This window comes from Streptomyces sp. NPDC091377 (assembly GCF_044757045.1).
Lineage (GTDB): Bacteria > Actinomycetota > Actinomycetes > Streptomycetales > Streptomycetaceae > Streptomyces.
Genome location: NZ_JBIVUE010000032.1, coordinates 24,411 through 40,833, shown reverse-complemented (window position 1 = coordinate 40,833; position 16,423 = coordinate 24,411). Strand labels below are relative to the sequence as shown.

At 73.3% G+C, this 16,423-nt stretch carries 15 protein-coding genes; 8 read left to right on the top strand and 7 right to left on the bottom strand.

Translation table 11 applies throughout. The annotated features are described in order from the left end of the window. Positions 1-417: 417 nt before the first annotated feature. On the top strand, positions 418-2,061 hold the full coding sequence (locus ACIQNG_RS37710; protein ID WP_401428197.1) for a DNA repair helicase XPB: 1,644 nt from the start codon (positions 418-420) through the stop codon (positions 2,059-2,061). Here the strand turns inward: ACIQNG_RS37710 and ACIQNG_RS37705 are convergent. Together ACIQNG_RS37705 and ACIQNG_RS37700 are read right to left on the bottom strand one after the other, a co-directional pair. Next, positions 2,019-3,137 (bottom strand): glycosyltransferase 87 family protein, encoded by a 1,119-nt coding sequence (locus ACIQNG_RS37705; protein WP_401491568.1) that lies wholly within the window; start codon positions 3,135-3,137, stop codon positions 2,019-2,021. The genes ACIQNG_RS37710 and ACIQNG_RS37705 overlap by 43 nt on opposite strands. Before the next feature lie 101 nt (positions 3,138-3,238). After that, positions 3,239-3,418, bottom strand: a complete 180-nt coding sequence (locus ACIQNG_RS37700) for a hypothetical protein (RefSeq protein WP_401491564.1) — start codon at positions 3,416-3,418, stop codon at positions 3,239-3,241. Positions 3,419-3,728: 310 nt separating this feature from the next. Between ACIQNG_RS37700 and ACIQNG_RS37695 the strand changes: the two genes are divergently transcribed. Beyond that, positions 3,729-5,786: a HelD family protein gene (locus tag ACIQNG_RS37695; RefSeq protein ID WP_401491562.1), complete on the top strand. Its 2,058-nt coding sequence runs from the start codon at positions 3,729-3,731 to the stop codon at positions 5,784-5,786. A 289-nt stretch (positions 5,787-6,075) separates the two neighbouring features. Here ACIQNG_RS37695 and ACIQNG_RS37690 read toward each other — a convergent pair whose 3' ends face one another. Both ACIQNG_RS37690 and ACIQNG_RS37685 read right to left on the bottom strand, forming a co-directional pair. After that, positions 6,076-6,771: a copper homeostasis protein CutC gene (locus ACIQNG_RS37690; RefSeq protein ID WP_401491560.1), complete on the bottom strand. Its 696-nt coding sequence runs from the start codon at positions 6,769-6,771 to the stop codon at positions 6,076-6,078. Between the two features lie 253 nt (positions 6,772-7,024). After that, complete coding sequence (locus ACIQNG_RS37685; protein WP_401491558.1) at positions 7,025-7,708, bottom strand: maleylpyruvate isomerase family mycothiol-dependent enzyme; 684 nt, start codon at positions 7,706-7,708, stop codon at positions 7,025-7,027. A gap of 46 nt (positions 7,709-7,754) precedes the next feature. On the opposite strand from ACIQNG_RS37685, the gene ACIQNG_RS37680 reads away from it, so the two are divergent. Together ACIQNG_RS37680 and ACIQNG_RS37675 are read left to right on the top strand one after the other, a co-directional pair. Further along, on the top strand, positions 7,755-8,429 hold the full coding sequence (locus ACIQNG_RS37680; protein WP_401491556.1) for a hypothetical protein: 675 nt from the start codon (positions 7,755-7,757) through the stop codon (positions 8,427-8,429). Between the two features lie 9 nt (positions 8,430-8,438). Next, on the top strand, positions 8,439-9,599 hold the full coding sequence (locus ACIQNG_RS37675; protein WP_401491554.1) for a GNAT family N-acetyltransferase: 1,161 nt from the start codon (positions 8,439-8,441) through the stop codon (positions 9,597-9,599). A gap of 3 nt (positions 9,600-9,602) precedes the next feature. Here ACIQNG_RS37675 and ACIQNG_RS37670 read toward each other — a convergent pair whose 3' ends face one another. Together ACIQNG_RS37670 and ACIQNG_RS37665 are read right to left on the bottom strand one after the other, a co-directional pair. Further along, entirely contained in the window at positions 9,603-9,872 is a 270-nt protein-coding gene (locus tag ACIQNG_RS37670) for a DUF4031 domain-containing protein (protein ID WP_401428182.1), read from the bottom strand. A gap of 174 nt (positions 9,873-10,046) precedes the next feature. Further along, entirely contained in the window at positions 10,047-10,418 is a 372-nt protein-coding gene (locus ACIQNG_RS37665) for a hypothetical protein (RefSeq protein WP_401491552.1), read from the bottom strand. A 54-nt stretch (positions 10,419-10,472) separates the two neighbouring features. Here ACIQNG_RS37665 and ACIQNG_RS37660 point away from each other — a divergent pair, with 54 nt between their 5' ends. The 4 genes from ACIQNG_RS37660 to ACIQNG_RS37645 all read left to right on the top strand — a co-directional run bounded on the left by ACIQNG_RS37660 (position 10,473) and on the right by ACIQNG_RS37645 (position 14,813). Continuing rightward, on the top strand, positions 10,473-11,492 hold the full coding sequence (locus ACIQNG_RS37660; RefSeq protein ID WP_401491550.1) for a MurR/RpiR family transcriptional regulator: 1,020 nt from the start codon (positions 10,473-10,475) through the stop codon (positions 11,490-11,492). Positions 11,493-11,726: 234 nt separating this feature from the next. After that, the gene (murQ, locus tag ACIQNG_RS37655) at positions 11,727-12,662 is read left to right on the top strand and encodes an N-acetylmuramic acid 6-phosphate etherase (protein ID WP_401491548.1); all 936 of its coding nucleotides are present in this window, start codon (positions 11,727-11,729) and stop codon (positions 12,660-12,662) included. Positions 12,663-12,828: 166 nt separating this feature from the next. Further along, positions 12,829-14,247: a PTS transporter subunit EIIC gene (locus ACIQNG_RS37650; RefSeq protein ID WP_401491566.1), complete on the top strand. Its 1,419-nt coding sequence runs from the start codon at positions 12,829-12,831 to the stop codon at positions 14,245-14,247. Further along, complete coding sequence (locus ACIQNG_RS37645) at positions 14,244-14,813, top strand: hypothetical protein (protein ID WP_401491546.1); 570 nt, start codon at positions 14,244-14,246, stop codon at positions 14,811-14,813. Before ACIQNG_RS37650 ends, ACIQNG_RS37645 begins: the two co-directional genes overlap by 4 nt. An 81-nt stretch (positions 14,814-14,894) precedes the next feature. Here ACIQNG_RS37645 and ACIQNG_RS37640 read toward each other — a convergent pair whose 3' ends face one another. Further along, entirely contained in the window at positions 14,895-16,406 is a 1,512-nt protein-coding gene (locus ACIQNG_RS37640; RefSeq protein ID WP_401491544.1) for an MFS transporter, read from the bottom strand. Positions 16,407-16,423 lie beyond the last annotated feature (17 nt).

The following is a 16,423-nucleotide window of genomic DNA, read 5'->3' as shown; positions in this document are numbered from 1 at the left end:
CCCCCAGGTCATCCGTTCGACAGGGGGCAAAAGTCATGCCGGGCCCGGAGGCCAGCGGTCCTATTGCAGGACCGCGGAAACCATAACGGGGCGGGCCGGCGCGGCAGGTCGGGGGGCGGATCGGCGGCGCGGTCGGGAGCGGGGCGGTGGCGTAGGTCGGGGGCAGGGCGGCGGGCGCATCGGCGGCGCGGTCGGGAGCGGGGCGGCGGCGCAGGTCGGGGGCAGGGCGGCGGGCGCATCGGCGGCGCGGTCGGGGACGGATCGGCGGCGCAGGTCGGGGCGGATCGGCGGCGCAGGTCGGGGCGGATCGGCGGCGTGGTCGGGGGTGGGGCGGTGGCGTAGGTCGGTCGGGGGCGGGATCAGGCACACTGGACGTTTGGCCGAACCGTCCGGCCGCCGCACGGAAGGGTGCCGCGCGTGAATGGTCCGTTGATCGTCCAGTCCGACAAGACCCTGCTCCTCGAAGTCGACCACGAGCAGGCCGACGACTGCCGTCGGGCCATCGCGCCGTTCGCCGAGCTGGAGCGGGCGCCGGAGCACATCCACACCTATCGGGTGACCCCGCTGGGCCTGTGGAACGCGCGCGCCGCCGGGCACGACGCCGAGCAGGTCGTGGACGCGCTGGTGCAGTACAGCCGGTACCCGGTGCCGCACGCGCTGCTGGTGGACGTCGCCGAGACGATGGACCGCTACGGACGGCTCACCCTGAGCAAGCATCCCGCCCACGGCCTCGTGCTCTCCAGCACCGACCGGCCGGTGCTGGAGGAGGTGCTGCGGTCCAAGCGGATCGCCCCGCTGGTCGGCACCCGGATCGACCCCGACACCGTCGCCGTGCACCCCTCCGAGCGCGGGCAGATCAAGCAGGTGCTGCTGAAGCTGGGCTGGCCGGCCGAGGACCTCGCCGGGTACGTCGACGGCGAGGCGCACGCGATCGCGCTCCACGAGGAGGGCTGGGCGCTGCGCCCGTACCAGCGGCAGGCCGTGGAGAACTTCTGGCACGGCGGCAGCGGAGTCGTCGTCCTGCCCTGCGGCGCGGGCAAGACGCTGGTCGGCGCGGGCGCCATGGCCCAGGCCCAGTCCACGACGCTGATCCTGGTCACCAACACCGTCTCGGCCCGGCAGTGGAAGCACGAACTGGTCAAGCGGACCTCGCTCACCGAGGAGGAGATCGGCGAGTACAGCGGTACGAAGAAGGAGATCCGCCCGGTCACCATCGCCACCTACCAGGTGCTCACGACCCGGCGGAAGGGCGTCTACCCGCACCTGGAGCTGTTCGACTCCCGCGACTGGGGGCTGATCCTCTACGACGAGGTCCATCTGCTGCCCGCGCCCGTCTTCAAGTTCACCGCCGACCTCCAGGCCCGCCGGCGGCTCGGTCTGACCGCCACCCTGGTCCGTGAGGACGGCCGCGAGTCCGACGTCTTCTCCCTGATCGGCCCCAAGCGGTTCGACGCGCCCTGGAAGGAGATCGAGGCCCAGGGCTACATCGCGCCCGCCGACTGCGTCGAGGTCCGCGTCAACCTCACCGACACCGAGCGGCTCGCCTACGCCACCGCCGAGATGGAGGAGAAGTACCGCTTCTGCGCCACGACCGAGACCAAGCGCAAGGTCACCGAGGCGATCGTGCGCCGCTTCGCCGGTCAGCAGATCCTCGTCATCGGCCAGTACATCGACCAGCTCGACGAACTCGGCGAGCACCTCGACGCCCCCGTGATCAAGGGCGAGACCTCCAACGCCCAGCGCGAGCGGCTCTTCGGCGCCTTCCGCGAGGGGGAGATCAGCGTCCTCGTCGTCTCCAAGGTCGCCAACTTCTCCATCGACCTGCCGGAGGCCACCGTCGCCATCCAGGTCTCGGGCACCTTCGGCTCCCGCCAGGAGGAGGCCCAGCGCCTCGGCCGGGTCCTGCGGCCCAAGGCCGACGGCCACCAGGCCCACTTCTACTCCGTCGTCGCCCGCGACACCATCGACCAGGACTTCGCCGCCCACCGCCAGCGCTTCCTGGCCGAACAGGGCTACGCCTACCGGATCATGGACGCCGACGAACTCCTCGCCGAGAGCTGACCGGCCGCCCCCGCCGGCATCAGCACCGCCCCCACGGCCAGCAGGGCCAGCAGTGCGTACGGTGACGCCAGTGGCTGTTGCCACCACGGCAGGCGCAGGTCCAGCGCGCCCTCGTGGGGCACCAGCCACATCGTGCGGGCCGTGAACAGGAGCGTGACGCAGAGGGCGAGCCGCCCGCGGCCCCGCGCCAGGAGCAGGGCGATCAGCGGGACGCACCACACCCAGTGATGGGTCCAGCTGATCGGTGAGACCAGCAGGGCCGTACCGGCGGCGAGCAGCACCCCGGTCCGCTCGTCGGCGGCGCGGCGGGCCGCCCACAGCCCGGCCACCGCGATCAGCCCGGCCGCCCCCAGCCAGGCCGCCCCCGGCCGGGCCTCACCCAGCGCGCGGGCGATCAGACCCTGCACGGACTGGTTGTCGACGATCCACGGCTTTCCCACCCGGTCGGTCTCGAACAGACGGCGGCTCCAGAAGTCCACACTCGCCGCGGGCAGCACCAGCGCCCCGACCGCGACCGTCCCGGCGAACGCCGCCACCGCCGTGGCGGCCTCCCGGTACCGGCCGCGCAGCAGCAGATACGCGATGAACACGGCCGGGGTGAGCTTGACACCCGCCGCGATCCCGAGCGCCACGCCGGTGCCGCGCGCGCCCGGCGGCCGGGTGAGGTCCCACAGCACCAGACAGATCAGGGCCAGATTGATCTGCCCGAAGAGCAGCGTCTGGAAGACGGGTTCGAGCCAGAGGGCGAGGGCGGTGGCCGCGACGAGGGCGGGCGGGGCGAGCGTCCGGCCCGCGAAACGGGCCGAGAGCCGGATGAGGCAGGCCAGCAGAACGAGGTTGCCGACGAGGAACGCGGCCTTCAGGACCGGGACGGGCGGCCAGGCCAGCGGGGTGAACAGCAGCGCCGCGAAGGGGGGATAGGTGGCGGGGAGATGCCACTCGGTGACGGTGAAGCCGTACAGATCACGGCCGTGGAGCACCGCCGCGCCCTCGGCCCGGTAGACCAGGACGTCCGCCATGGGCAGACCGCGCACCGCGCACAGGGCGGCGAACGCCGTCAGGGAGAGCACGGACACGAAGGCAAGGAGGGAGGGGGCGAGGAGAGGTGGGGGTGGGTCGGGGGTGGACCGGGGGGTCACCTGGCGTGAGGTGCTGATCACGTGGTGACACTAGGCGGTCACCTACGGCGTACGCCCGCCTCCTCGCCGTACTCACCGAGGAGGACGATGTCGAACGCCGCGCCCGCGAACACCCGTAGGGCGTGCAGGGCTTCGCCTATGCGATGCCGGTGGCTGCCGGCGACGGCGGTGGCGCCCGAGGGGCGGCCTGGCATGGGGGTGATGGTCGCTGCACTCATGACTCCATGGTGCGTTTCCGGGGGTGAAGGACGCATCGGTCTGCGGATCGAATCCGCGCCCCCGCGCCCTCCGCCCCGGGGTGGACCCGCACCCCCCACCGGAGGATGCCCCGTCCCTTAGGGGACAGCCGGCGAAGACCCGGGGATCGTCCGCCTCCGCCGCCCGCAGCCGCGCGGGAAATCCATTGGTCCCGGACTCCGTCCGTCCCTTAGAATCCCCGCTCTTGCCCGCCTCCCTCATGGAGCGCCGTCGTCCGGACGGAAACCGGTCGGCTTCTTCCTTCCGCTCAGCCATCCCGGAGGCACCGCCTTGTCCACGCCCGCCGCCGACCCCGTCGACCCTGTCGACCCCCTTTCTCACGAGCGCGCCCACCTGGCCTCCTCCCGTGCCGCGCTGCGTTCCATGCGCGAGGACGTCGAGGCGCTCGACATCCGCGACGTCGCCGCGAACCGGGTGAGCGCGGAGGCGCTGGCCCACCAGATCGAACTGCGCGTGAAGGCGCTGGCCGACCTCAGCGACACCCCGCTCTTCTTCGGCCGCCTCGACTATCTGCACGCCCCGGGCGCCGAGCGGGCCGAGGGCGCGGAGGGCGAGCGCTTCTACATCGGGCGGCGGCATGTGCACGACGCCGACGGCGACCCCATGGTCATCGACTGGCGGGCGCCGGTGTCGCAGTCGTTCTACCGGGCGTCCAAGAAGGACCCGATGGATGTCGGGCTGCGCCGCCGCTTCGGCTACACCGGCGGCGACCTCACGGCGTACGAGGACGAACGGCTCTCGGACCCGGCGGAGGCGGCCCGCACCAGCCGGCTGCTCCAGCGGGAGATCGAGCGCCCGCGCGTGGGCCCGATGCGGGACATCGTGGCGACGATCCAGCCCGAGCAGGACGAGATCGTACGGTCCGGGCTGACCGGCACGGTGTGTGTGCAGGGCGGTCCCGGCACCGGGAAGACGGCGGTCGGCCTGCACCGGGTGGCCTATCTGCTGTACGCGCACCGCGAGCGGCTGGCGCGCACCGGGACGCTGGTGATCGGGCCGAACCGTTCCTTCCTGCACTACATCGAGCAGGTGCTGCCCGCGCTCGGCGAGTTGGCGGTCCGGCAGGCGACCGTGGACGACCTGGTCGCACGGGTGGAGGTCCGCGGTACGGACGACGCGGCGGCGGCGATGGTCAAGGGCGACGCGCGGATGGCGCGGGTGCTGCGGCGGGCGTTGTACGCGCAGGTCAGCATGCCGACCGAGCCGGTGATGGTGGTCCGGGGGTCGCGCAGGTGGCGGGTGCCGGCGTACGAACTGGAGGCGATCGTCGGGGAGTTGCTCGACCGGGGCATCCGCTACGGCGCCGCGCGGGAGGCGCTGCCGCAGCGGATCGCGCACGCGGTGCTGGTGCAGATGGAACGCTCGGGCGAGGCGCCGGACGACCGGGTGCAGGACGCGGTGGCGCGCAACAGCGCGGTGAAGGCGGCGGTCAAGGCGGTGTGGCCGGCGGTGGATCCGGCGAAGCTGGTGCTGCGGCTGCTGACCGACGCGGAGTTCCTCGCGGAGCATGCCGAGGGGGTGCTGGACGCGGACGAGCAGAAGACGGTGCTGTGGGCGAAGACCGTACGGTCGGTGAAGTCGGCGAAGTGGTCGGCGGCGGACGCGGTGCTGATCGACGAGGCGACGGATCTGGTGGAGCGGACGCATTCGCTGGGGCATGTGGTGCTGGACGAGGCGCAGGATCTGTCGCCGATGCAGTACCGGGCGGTGGGGCGGCGGTGCACGACCGGGTCGGCGACGGTGCTGGGGGATCTGGCGCAGGGGACGACGCCGTGGGCGACGCGGAGCTGGGCGGAGGCGCTGGAGCATCTGGGGAAGCCGGAGGCGGTGGTCGAGGAGCTGACGGCGGGGTTCCGGGTGCCGACCGATGTCATCGCGTACGCGTCACGGCTGTTGCCGCACATCGCGCCGGGGTTGCGGGCGGTGGCGTCGGTGCGGGAGAACCCCGGGGTGTTCGAGGTGCGGCCGGTCGACGGGGTCGAGGGGGTGATCGACGCCGTGCGGGAGGCGTTGCGGGAGGAGGGGTCGATCGGGCTCATCGCCGCGGACGGGAGGGTGCCGGCGCTGGTGGAGGGGTTGGCGGCGGCCGGGCTGTCCCCTCTCGCGCCGGGTGAGGAGACGACCCGGGAGACGCGGCTGACGGTGGTGCCGGCGTCGTTGGCGAAGGGGCTTGAGTACGACTTCGTGGTGCTGGATGAGCCTGCCGCCGTCGTGGACGGGGAGCCGGATGAGCGGACCGGGTTGCGGCGGCTGTATGTGGCGTTGACCCGGGCGGTTTCGGGGTTGGTGGTGACCCACGGGGTGGCGTTGCCCACGCAGTTGTTGTGACGGGGGGTGGGGTGGGGTGGGGGGTGGTGTTGTTCGCTGCCGGGTGCGGGGTGGTGTGTGGGGTGGGGGCGTGGGGGTGTGGGGGCGGGGTGGTGTGGGGGCGGGGTGGTGCGGTTCGTTGCCGGGTGCGGGTTGTGTGTGGCTGATCGCGCCCACGCGGCGGAGCCGCAGATCGATACAGCCCCGCGCCCCTCAGGGGGGTTGTCGGTTTGTCTGCTGGACAGCAAAAGGTGGGTGAGGCCGGCCTGGTGTGGCTGCCTCACCCACCCTGTGTGCTGCGTGCTGCTGCTTACGGTGTGGTGTCCAGGGCTGTGCGCCACTGGGACACCGCTTCGGCGGACACCGGGCCCTGCCAGCCGGTGGGCCGGGCGGCGCCGCCGATGTGGAAGGCGTCGATGCCCGCGGCGAGGAGGCCCGGTAGGTGGTCGAGGCGGAGGCCGCCGCCGACCATGATGCGGGGCTCGTAGCCGGACTCACCGCTGCGGGCGGTCTCCGTCAGGAGGGTGGACAGGCCGTCGTCCACGCCCGCCGCCGCGCCCGCGGTGAGGTAGGTGTCGAGACCGGGCAGTCCGTCCAACTGCTTGCGGAGGGCGTCCCGGTCGGCGGCGCGGTCGATGGCGCGGTGGAACGTCCACGCACAGCCGTCCAGCTCCCCCACCAGCAGCTTGACGGCGTTCAGGTCCACCCCGCCGTGCGGGTCGAGGAAGCCCAGGACGAACTCGTCGGCCCCGGCCCCCCGCATCCGCCGGGCCGCTTCCGCCAGCCGATCCGTGTCTCCCGCGGCGAACCCGTCCGCGAGGCGCAGCATCACGCGCAGCGGAATGTCCACCGCGGCACGGATCGCCGCGAAGGTGTCGACCGGCGGGGTCAGCCCGTCGGCCGCCATGTCGGCGACCAGCTCAAGTCGATCCGCTCCCCCCGCCTGGGCGGCGACCGCGTCCTCGGCGTCGAGCGCGATCACCTCCAGGACTGCACGCGAACTCATAGGACCCCTTCCCGTTTCCCCTGGCGACTACAGGTCTAGTCCAATAGCAGAGTACGCCGCGAACCCGCAGGCCGCGAGAAGGGGCCCCGGCTCGGCAAGGGCTTGCCAGCGTTGTCACGCGTAAATGTCGAACACGCGCACGGCATCCGTCGACCGTATTTGCCACCTGTTGACATGGTTGTCACGCGTCAGTGATCCCCACCGAGCTTGGCCGGTATTCCGTCCCTCTCCGATCGCTTTACGGACACCCCCGTCACGCGTAGATGTTCAGCTCCCCCGCCTCCACCCCCGCCAGTTCGAACCCCGCGCCGTCCGTCGGGCGTCCCGAGTACAGCCGTACGAGGGTCGGGGCGTCCCCGATGTACCGCGCCGGGGGCCGCTGTCCGTCGGGCTCCCCGAACCGCAGCGGCTCGTCCCTGTCGTCGAGGTCGGCGTGGAGCGGCACCTGGCCCTTCTCCCGGGTGATCCGGGCCAGCAGCGTCAGCGCGAGGGGCAGTCCCGCACCGGCGTACGCCCCCGGCTCGCCCAGCGCCTCCCGGACGTCCCCGGCATGCACCCACTCCCCCAGCGCGATCCCGTCCAGGATCCCCCCGGCCCGGGCGATCTTCGACCCTGCCTCGGTCATCCCGCGCTCCAGCTCGTCCACCACCTGCTGGTCGGTCCAGTCGGCCCGCTCGGCGATGTCCCGCTGGTTGGCGGCGGGCGAGAAGACATCCTTCTCGTACCGGCGCTCCACGACCCGCGTCAGCACGGCCGAACAGTGCGCCAGCACCTCCCGCACCGTCCAGTCCGGACACGCCCGCGTCCGGATCGCGAACCCCTCCGGCGCCGTGGCCCGCAGCAACGGCACCAGCGCGTCCCGCTCCGTCCTCAGCAACAGCCCCGGCAGCTCCGGGTCCCGCTCCACCGGTCCGCCCGCGATCGTCGTATCCGTCATGTGATCCAACCTAAGTGCCGCCTCCCTTTCGCGGGAGAATGCCGACATGGTCGATCCCGGTCCCGACACCCTGCGCACCCGTTTCGCCGCCGCCCTGGAAGGCGCCCGCTCCCCGGGCCGGGGGCAACCCCCCGACCCCCTCCCCTACGCCGATCGTCTCCTCACCCGCTGGCGGGAGCCCCAGCGCCGGTACCACACGCTCGCCCACCTCACCGCCGTGCTCGATCACATCGACACGCTGGCCTCGTACGCCGACGACCTGGACGTCGTACGGCTCGCGGCCTGGTTCCACGACGCCGTGTACCGGCCGGACCGGGAGGAGAACGAGGAGCGGTCGGCACGGCTGGCCGAGCGGGCGCTGGCCGAGGCCGGGGTGCCCGAGGCCAAGGTCGCCGAGGTGGCCCGGCTGGTCCGGCTGACGGTGACCCACGCGCCCGGCGCCGACGACCGCGACGGACAGGTGCTCTGCGACGCGGATCTCGCCGTCCTCGCCGCGCCCCCGTCGGCGTACGCCGCCTACACCGCCGCCGTCCGCGAGGAGTACGGCTTCGTCCCGCAGGACGCCTTCCGCGCCGGCCGCGCCGCCGTGCTGCGCCAGTTGCTCGCGCTGCCCGCCCTTTTCCACACCCCGTACGGCCGGGAGCGGTGGGAGCGGACGGCCCGCTACAACATGACCGCCGAGCTGGAAATGCTGTCGTCGCCCCGATTCGCTCCGCATTAGCCTGCCCGTATGAGTTTTCAGGGTGGGGAACACGCGGCCGGGCAGGTAACGGAATCCGTCGCCGAGGCCGTCGCGGCACTACGGCCCGGCACCTCGAAGGACTGGGCCGGCACCCCCGCCCGGGGGCTGACCTGGAGCTGCCGGGCGACGGCCGAGCACATCGCCAGTGACCTGATCGCCTACGCCGGACAGCTCGCGGGGCGCGCGCAGGACGCGTACGTCCCCTTCCAGATCACCATCGACGGCACCGAGGGCGGCCTCGACCCGGCCGACAACGCCGGGACACTCCAGGTGATCGAGACGACCGGCGCGCTCCTCGCCGCCGCCGTCCGCACCGCGCCCCGCGCCGCCCGCGCCTTCCACCCGTACCCGTTCCGCGGCGCCGGCCGCGAGGGCTTCGCCGCGATGGGCGTCGCCGAGGTGCTGCTGCACACCCACGACCTGACCGAGGCCCTGGCGCTCGCCTACGAACCCTCCCCCGCCCACGCCGAGTTCGTGCTGCGCACGATCTTCCCGCACATCCAGCCGGACGCCGACCCCTGGCGCACCCTGCTGTGGGCCACCGGCCGCGGCGAACTGCCCGGCCGCGCCCCCGTCACCGAGTGGCGCTGGAACAACAACCTGGTCCTTCCCGCGGGCCGCCTCGTCCTGGAGGGACTCACCCCCGCCGCCGCCACCGACCTCACCGCGGGCGGCGACGGCGGCTTCCGCTGGATCGAGGGCGGCCCCATGGACGGCACCCGGGTCGCCGCGGGGCTGCTGCTCAAGGCGTACATCGAGGGGGTGCTCCGCCCGCAGTTCGGCGTCTTCGTCCTGGTCCGCGCCGAGGACGACCTCGCCGTCGGCGGCATCGGCTTCCACAGCGCGCCGGACGAGGACGGCCGGGTGGAGATCGGCTACGACCTGGTCGAGTCGGCCCGCGGCCAGGGGTACGCGACCGAGGCCCTGCGCGCCCTCGCCGACTGGGCGCTGGCCAGGGACGACGTACGCTCCCTCTTCGCCACCGTCGAGCCGGACAACGCCCCGTCCCAAGCGGTCCTCACCCGGGCCGGGTTCCAGCGGGTCAGCACGGACCCGGGCCCCTCCCACGGCCAGGGCGCCGGTGCCGACGACGGCCACGGCGACACGGACGAGCTGTACGCCTACGAGTTGCTCCCGACGACCCGGTGAACCTCAGACCGGCCCCCGCCGCTTGGGCCGGCGCAGTCCCGACCCCGTCAGCAGCCGCACCACCTCACGGCTGCCGACCTCCACCGCCCCGGCCCGGACCGCGTCCGCGTACCGGCGGTCGGGGAGGTCGTAGTGGTCCCGCTCGAAGGCCCGGCGCGGCACCCCGAGCGCCTCGGCGAACCGATGGAGTTCGTCGTAGGACAGGTCACTGATCAGGTGGGACCACAGCCGGCCGTGCCCGGGCCAGGTCGGCGGGTCGATGTAGATCGTCACGGAGCCTCTGCCTCGTCATCCGTCATGCGTCATCCGTCACGCGTCATGCGTCATGCGTCATGCGTCATGCGTCATGCGTCATGCGTCATGCGTCATGCGTCATGCGTCATGCGTCATGCGTCGTGCGTCGTGCAGCGTCTTATGAACCCGCCCGGTGGTACGCCAGGTGGCGCGTCAGCTGGTCCGTGCGCCGCCCAGCGCGCCCAGCGGCGCCACCTTCACGCCCGCCTTGTGGCACACCCAGTGCGGGTCGGGGCCCAGTTCCGGCTCGATGTCCAGCGCGTGCGGGTCGCCCGAGCCGCAGACCGGGCACAGCGGCCAGCGGCCGTAGCGGTCCAGCAGCGCGTCCTGCACATCCTGGGCGACCAGGCCCGCGACGAACGCCGCCCCGTCCGGCCACTGCTCCACCCACCAGCGCCGTTCCGCGACGGACGCCTCCACCAGCGAGACCACGTCCGCCTCGGCCACCTCGCCCGCGACCAGGTCGGCGAGCACCCGCGCGCGTGCCGTGTGCAACGCCTGTTCCAAAGGGCTGAGGACAGTCATGTCTCCATTGTGCGCACTCTTGACCCGACACCGTGCCGAAAATATCTTTCAAGAGTGACCCAGAAAGTGAAGGAAATTTTCGGCGGTACGGCCGCGGCACCCCCGGCGCACCCCGCCCACGCCGCTCCCGCCCCGCCGGCCACGGCCGCGGCGCCCCCCACCGCACCGCCCGCGCCGCCCGCACCGCCCGCGCCCCCCACCGCGCCGCCCGCGCCCGCCGCGCTCGCCGCCAAGGTGCGCACCCTCGCCCCCTCGATGACCCGCTCCATGCAGCGCGTCGCCGAGGCCGTCGCGGGCGACCCGGCCGGCTGCGCGGCCCTCACGGTCACCGGTCTCGCCGAACTCACCGGCACCAGCGAGGCGACCGTCGTACGCACCGCCCGGCTGCTCGGCTACCCCGGCTACCGCGATCTGCGGCTCGCCCTCGCCGGTCTCGCCGCCCAGCAGCAGTCCGGCCGCGCGCCCGCCATCACGACCGACATCGCGGTGGACGACCCCATCGCCGACGTCGTCGCCAAACTGGCCTACGACGAACAGCAGACCCTCGCCGACACCGCGGCCGGGCTGGACACCACCCAGCTCGGCGCCGCCGTCGCCGCCGCCGCGAGCGCCCGCCGCATCGACATCTACGGCATCGCCGCGTCCGGGCTGGTCGCCCAGGATCTCGCCCAGAAGCTGCTGCGCATAGGACTGATAGCCCACGCCCACTCCGACCCCCATCTCGCGGTCACCAACGCCGTGCAGCTCCGGTCCGGGGACCTCGCCATCGCCATCACCCACTCCGGATCGACGGGCGACGTGATCGAGCCGCTGCGGGTCGCCTTCGAGCACGGGGCCACGACCGTGGCGATCACCGGGCGGCCGGACGGGCCGGTCTCCCAGTACGCCGACCTCATCCTCACGACGTCGACCGCCCGCGAGAGCGAGCTGCGCCCGGCGGCGATGTCGTCCCGGACCAGTCAGCTGCTGGTCGTGGACTGTCTGTTCGTGGGAGTGGCCCAGCGGACCTACGAGACGGCGGCACCCGCGCTGTCCGCCTCCTACGAGGCGCTGGCCCACCGCCACCGGAAGTAGCGGCCGGCACCACCGGAAGCAGCAGCCGGCCGACCGGACCGACCACCGGGCCGACCCCGACAAGACGGGCCGACACCCCGACAAGAGGGGCCGACACCCCGACAAGACGGGACCGGCACCCCGACAAGAGGGCGTCAGGGCACCCGGACACCCGGACAACACACCGCTGGGCGGCATAGACAGAAGACAGCTGCCTCGAACCAACCCCCCTCGCTGAAAAGAGCCGTCGGATCCATGACCTCCGTCTCACCGTCCCCTGATCTGCACTCCCAGCTCGCCTCGCTGACCACCGAGGCGTTCCGGCCCGAGCTGGCCGAGATCGACCGACTCTCCACTCTTGAGATCGCCACGCTGATGAACCAGGAGGACGCCACCGTCCCCGGTGCCGTGGCGCGGGAGCTGCCGCGGATCGCCGCCGCGATCGACGCCGTGGCCGAGCGGATGGGCCGCGGCGGGCGGCTCGTGCACATCGGCGCCGGTACGGCCGGACGGCTCGGGGTGCTGGACGCCTCCGAGTGCCCGCCCACCTTCAACACCGGGCCGGGGCAGGTCGTCGGGCTGCTCGCGGGCGGACCCGAGGCCATGGTGACCTCCGTCGAGGGCGCCGAGGACGATCCCGACCTCGCCCGCGCCCAACTGGACGCGCTGAAGCTCACCGCCGACGACACCGTGGTCGGCGTCTCCGCCTCCGGCCGCACCCCCTACGCCGTCGGCGCCGTGCGGTACGCCCGCGGGCTCGGCGCGCTCACCGTCGGCCTCGCCTGCAACGCGCACAGCCCGCTGGCCGCCGCCGCCGAGCACGGCATCGAGGTCGTCGTCGGGCCCGAACTGCTCACCGGCTCCACCCGGCTCAAGTCCGGCACCGCCCAGAAGCTCGTGCTCAACATGATCTCCACGATCACGATGATCCGGCTGGGCAAGACCTACGGGAACCTGATGGTCGACGTCCGCGCCTCCAACGACAAGCTGCGCGCCCGCTCCCGCCGTATCGTCGCGCTCGCCACCGGCGCCGCGGACGAGGAGATCGAGTCGGCCCTCGCGGCCACCGACGGCGAGGTCAAGGACGCGATCCTGACCATCCTGGCCGGGGTCGACGGGGCCACCGCCACCCGCCTTCTGGAGGAGTCCGGCGGCCATCTGCGCGCCGCGCTCGCCGCCGCGTCCCCCTGAGCCGCACGCTCAGCAGGTGCGCACCGACCCTCCCCACACCGACCCGCCCGACGCCGATCCCGCCGACCCCACCCCGCCCGACACCACCCCACCCGACACCAGCCCGCCCGCCGCCGGCCCCCCTCCCACCGGCCCCGCCGCCAACACCGCCACCGCCGCCGCCGCGATCCTCCCGCTCGTCGGCGGCGCGGCGAACATCACCTCCGTCGCCCACTGCATGACCCGGCTGCGCCTCGGTCTCGCCGACCCGTCGGCCGTGGACGAGGCCGCGCTGCGGGCCGTACCCGGGGTGCTCGGGGTCGTCGCCGACGACACGTACCAGATCGTGCTCGGGCCGGGGGTGGTCGGCCGGGTGACGGAGGCGTTCGAGGACCTCCTCCAGCAACAGCGCCCCGCGACGACCGACCGGACCGGGCACCTCGCCGCAGCCGACCTGCCCGCCCCGACCGACCAGCCCCCCACAGCCGAGCGGCTCGCCTCCCACGGGGAGCGGCTGCGGTCCCGGCAGAAGCGGCGCAACGCCACCCCCGCCAAAGCCGCCCTGCGCCGCGTCGCCAACATCTTCGTCCCCCTCATCCCGGCCCTCATCGGCTGCGGCATCCTCGCGGGATTCAACGGACTGCTGGTCAACGCCGGTCTGCTCCCCGGCATCACCCCGGCGCTCGCCGCGATCGCCTCGGCGTTCATGGCGCTGATCGCGGTGTTCGTCGGCTACAACACGGCGAAGGAATTCGGCGGCACGCCCGTGCTGGGCGGCGCGGTCGCGGCGGTCGTCGTCTACCCCGGGGTGGCCGGCGTCACGGCGTTCGGCGTGACGCTCTCCCCCGGCCAGGGCGGGGTGCTCGGCGCGCTGGCGGCGGCGTTGCTGGGGACGTACGTCGAGAAGGGCTGCCGGCGCCGGGTCCCGGCCGCGCTCGACGTCCTGGTCACCCCGACCGTCACGGTGCTGGTCGCGGGCCTGGCCACGCTGTACGGGCTGATGTACGCGGCCGGCGCGGTCTCCTCCGCCATCGGCACCGCCTCCGACTGGCTGCTGACCACGACCGGCGCCTTCGCGGGCCTGATCCTCGGCGGACTGTTCCTGCCTCTGGTGATGCTGGGGCTGCACCAGGCCCTCATCCCCATCCACACCACCCTCATCGAGCAGCAGGGCTACACCGTGCTGCTGCCGATCCTCGCGATGGCGGGCGCGGGCCAGGTCGGCGCGGCGGCGGCCGTGTACGTCCGGCTGCGCGCCGACACCTCCCTCCGTACGACGATCAGGTCCGCGCTCCCGGCCGGACTGCTCGGCGTCGGCGAGCCACTGATCTACGGCGTCTCGCTCCCCCTCGGCCGGCCGTTCCTCACCGCGTGCGTGGGCGGCGCGGCGGGCGGCGCCTTCGTCGGGCTGTTCGCGATGCTCGGCGTGAAGGTCGGCGCCACGGCCATCGGCCCCTCCGGCTGGGCCCTCTTCCCGCTGCTGGCCGGCAACCGCGGCCTGGGCGTGACGGTGGCCGTCTACGGGGGCGGGCTCCTCACCGGCTACCTGGTCGGTTTCGCCGCGACCTACGCCTTCGGGCTCCGGCGTACGACACTGTCCTCATGAACCACGCCCACCTCACCGCCCTGGGCCGTGCCCTCCGACTCCTCGGCGAGCACGGCGAGGCCCTCACCGCGGACACCCCCGACACCAAGCTCCACGAGTTCCGTACGGACCTGCGCCGCGCCCTGGACCTGCTGGAGGAGAGCGTCAGCACGGCGCCGCCGACCACCCGGTGCGCGGAGCACCCGGGCGGGCCGGTCGACGAGAGCGCGCCCGATCTGTGTCTGCTGTGCGAGACCCGGCGCCGCGCGGCCCGCCGGGCGGAGTTCAACGGCCCGGCGGGACCGGCGGGCCCGAACGCCACCGCGCCCTCCCGCTACGGGGTGCGCGGCGACCGGCCGCAGCCCCAGCAGCGCTGGCTGCCGGAGCTGTGGAACGGCCAGGAGTGGCAGTTGTGCGGCACCCCGCGCCGTGACCGCCGGGAGGCCGAGCTGTATCTGGCCGCGCAGCGGCGCGGTTCGCGTCCGGCGACGGCCTACCGGCTGGTCCACGAGTTCACCGACTACGAGGTGCTGCGGGTGTGGGGAACCCCGATCCGCACGGACATCGAGCCGATGGGGAACCTGTAGTACCGGTACTACAGGTAGTACCTCTCGCACCTCTCGTACCTCGCGCACCTCGCGCACCTCTCGCACCTCGCGCACCGGTAGTCACCCCTGGCGCGTGACCGGCGCCGCGGGCTCCGCCACCCCCTCCCCCGAGGCTGCCCGCACCGTCCCCTCCGGGTCCCGGTCGCTCCCGGCATCCCGCTGCCGCGGAATGAACGCGGCGACCGCGAACGCCAGCAGCGCGGCCCCCGCGCCGAGCACGAGCACGGTCCGGAAGCCGTTCTCGGAGGGCAGGACGACCGACCCGAACGGGGTGGTCATCTGGGCGAGGACGACCCCGGCGACGGCGCTGGCGGTCGACGTGCCGATGGACCGCATCAACGTGTTGAAGCTGTTGGCGGCGGCGGTCTCCGACGGCGGCACGGCCCCCATGATCAGCGCGGGCATCGAGCCGTAGGTGAAGCCGATCCCGGCGCCGATGACGCAGGAGACCAGCACGAAGTGCCAGACCTCGGACATCAGGGCGATGTTGAGCCCGTAGCCCGCGGCGACGATCAGCGCGCCGATCATCAGGGTGGTCCGGGGCCCCTTGGTCCTGGAGACGGTGGCGGAGAGCGGGGCGACCGCCATCATCACCAGCCCCGAGGGGGCCATCACCAGACCGGCCGTGAGCATCGACTGCCCGAGCCCGTACCCGGTCCCGGCGGGCATCTGGAGCATCTGCGGAAGGACCAGGGACATCGCGAACATCGCGAAACCGACGGCGATCGAGGCGAGGTTGGTCACCAGCACCTGGCGGCGGGCGGTGGAGCGCAGATCGACCAGCGGCTCCGGGATCCGCAGTTCCCACTGGCCCCAGACCAGCAGCACCGCCGCGGCGACGGCGAACAGCCCCAGCGTGGTCCCGCTCGACCAGCCCCAGTCCGCGCCCTTGGAGATCCCGAGCAGCAGACAGACCAGCCCTACGGTCATCCCGGCCCCGCCGACGAGATCGAACCGCCCGCCGGTCCGCACCCGCGACTCCGGCACCAGCGCCACCACCAGCGCACCGGCGACGACCCCCAGCGCGGCCGAGATCCAGAACAGGGCGTGCCAGTCGAGGTGGTCGGCGATGAGCGCGGCGGCGGGCAGCCCGAGCGCGCCGCCGACGCCGAGCGAGGCGCCCATCAGCGCGGTGGCGGAGCCGAGCCGCTCGGCGGGCAGTTCGTCGCGCATGATGCTGATGCCGAGCGGGATCACCCCGGAGGCCAGCCCCTGGAGCACCCGGCCCACGAGCATCGGCCCCAGGGTGTCGCTGAGCGCGGCGGTGACCGACCCGGCCACCAGCAGCACCACGCTGACCAGCAGCATCCGCCGCTTGCCGTACATGTCCCCGAGCCGTCCCATCACCGGGGTCGCGACGGCGGCGGCGAGCAGGGTGGCGGTGACCGCCCAGGCGGCGTCGGAGGCGGGCGCGTCCAGCAGCCGGGGCAGTTCCGGGACGATCGGGATGACCAGCGTCTGCATCAGCGACACGACGACCCCGCTGAAGGCCAGCACCGCGACCACGGCATGGGGACGGGGCGGCGGCGCCACCGTCCCGGTCTCGGCGGTGGGCGCTGGGGCGTCGGACATGGCGGAGCCTCCGTCAG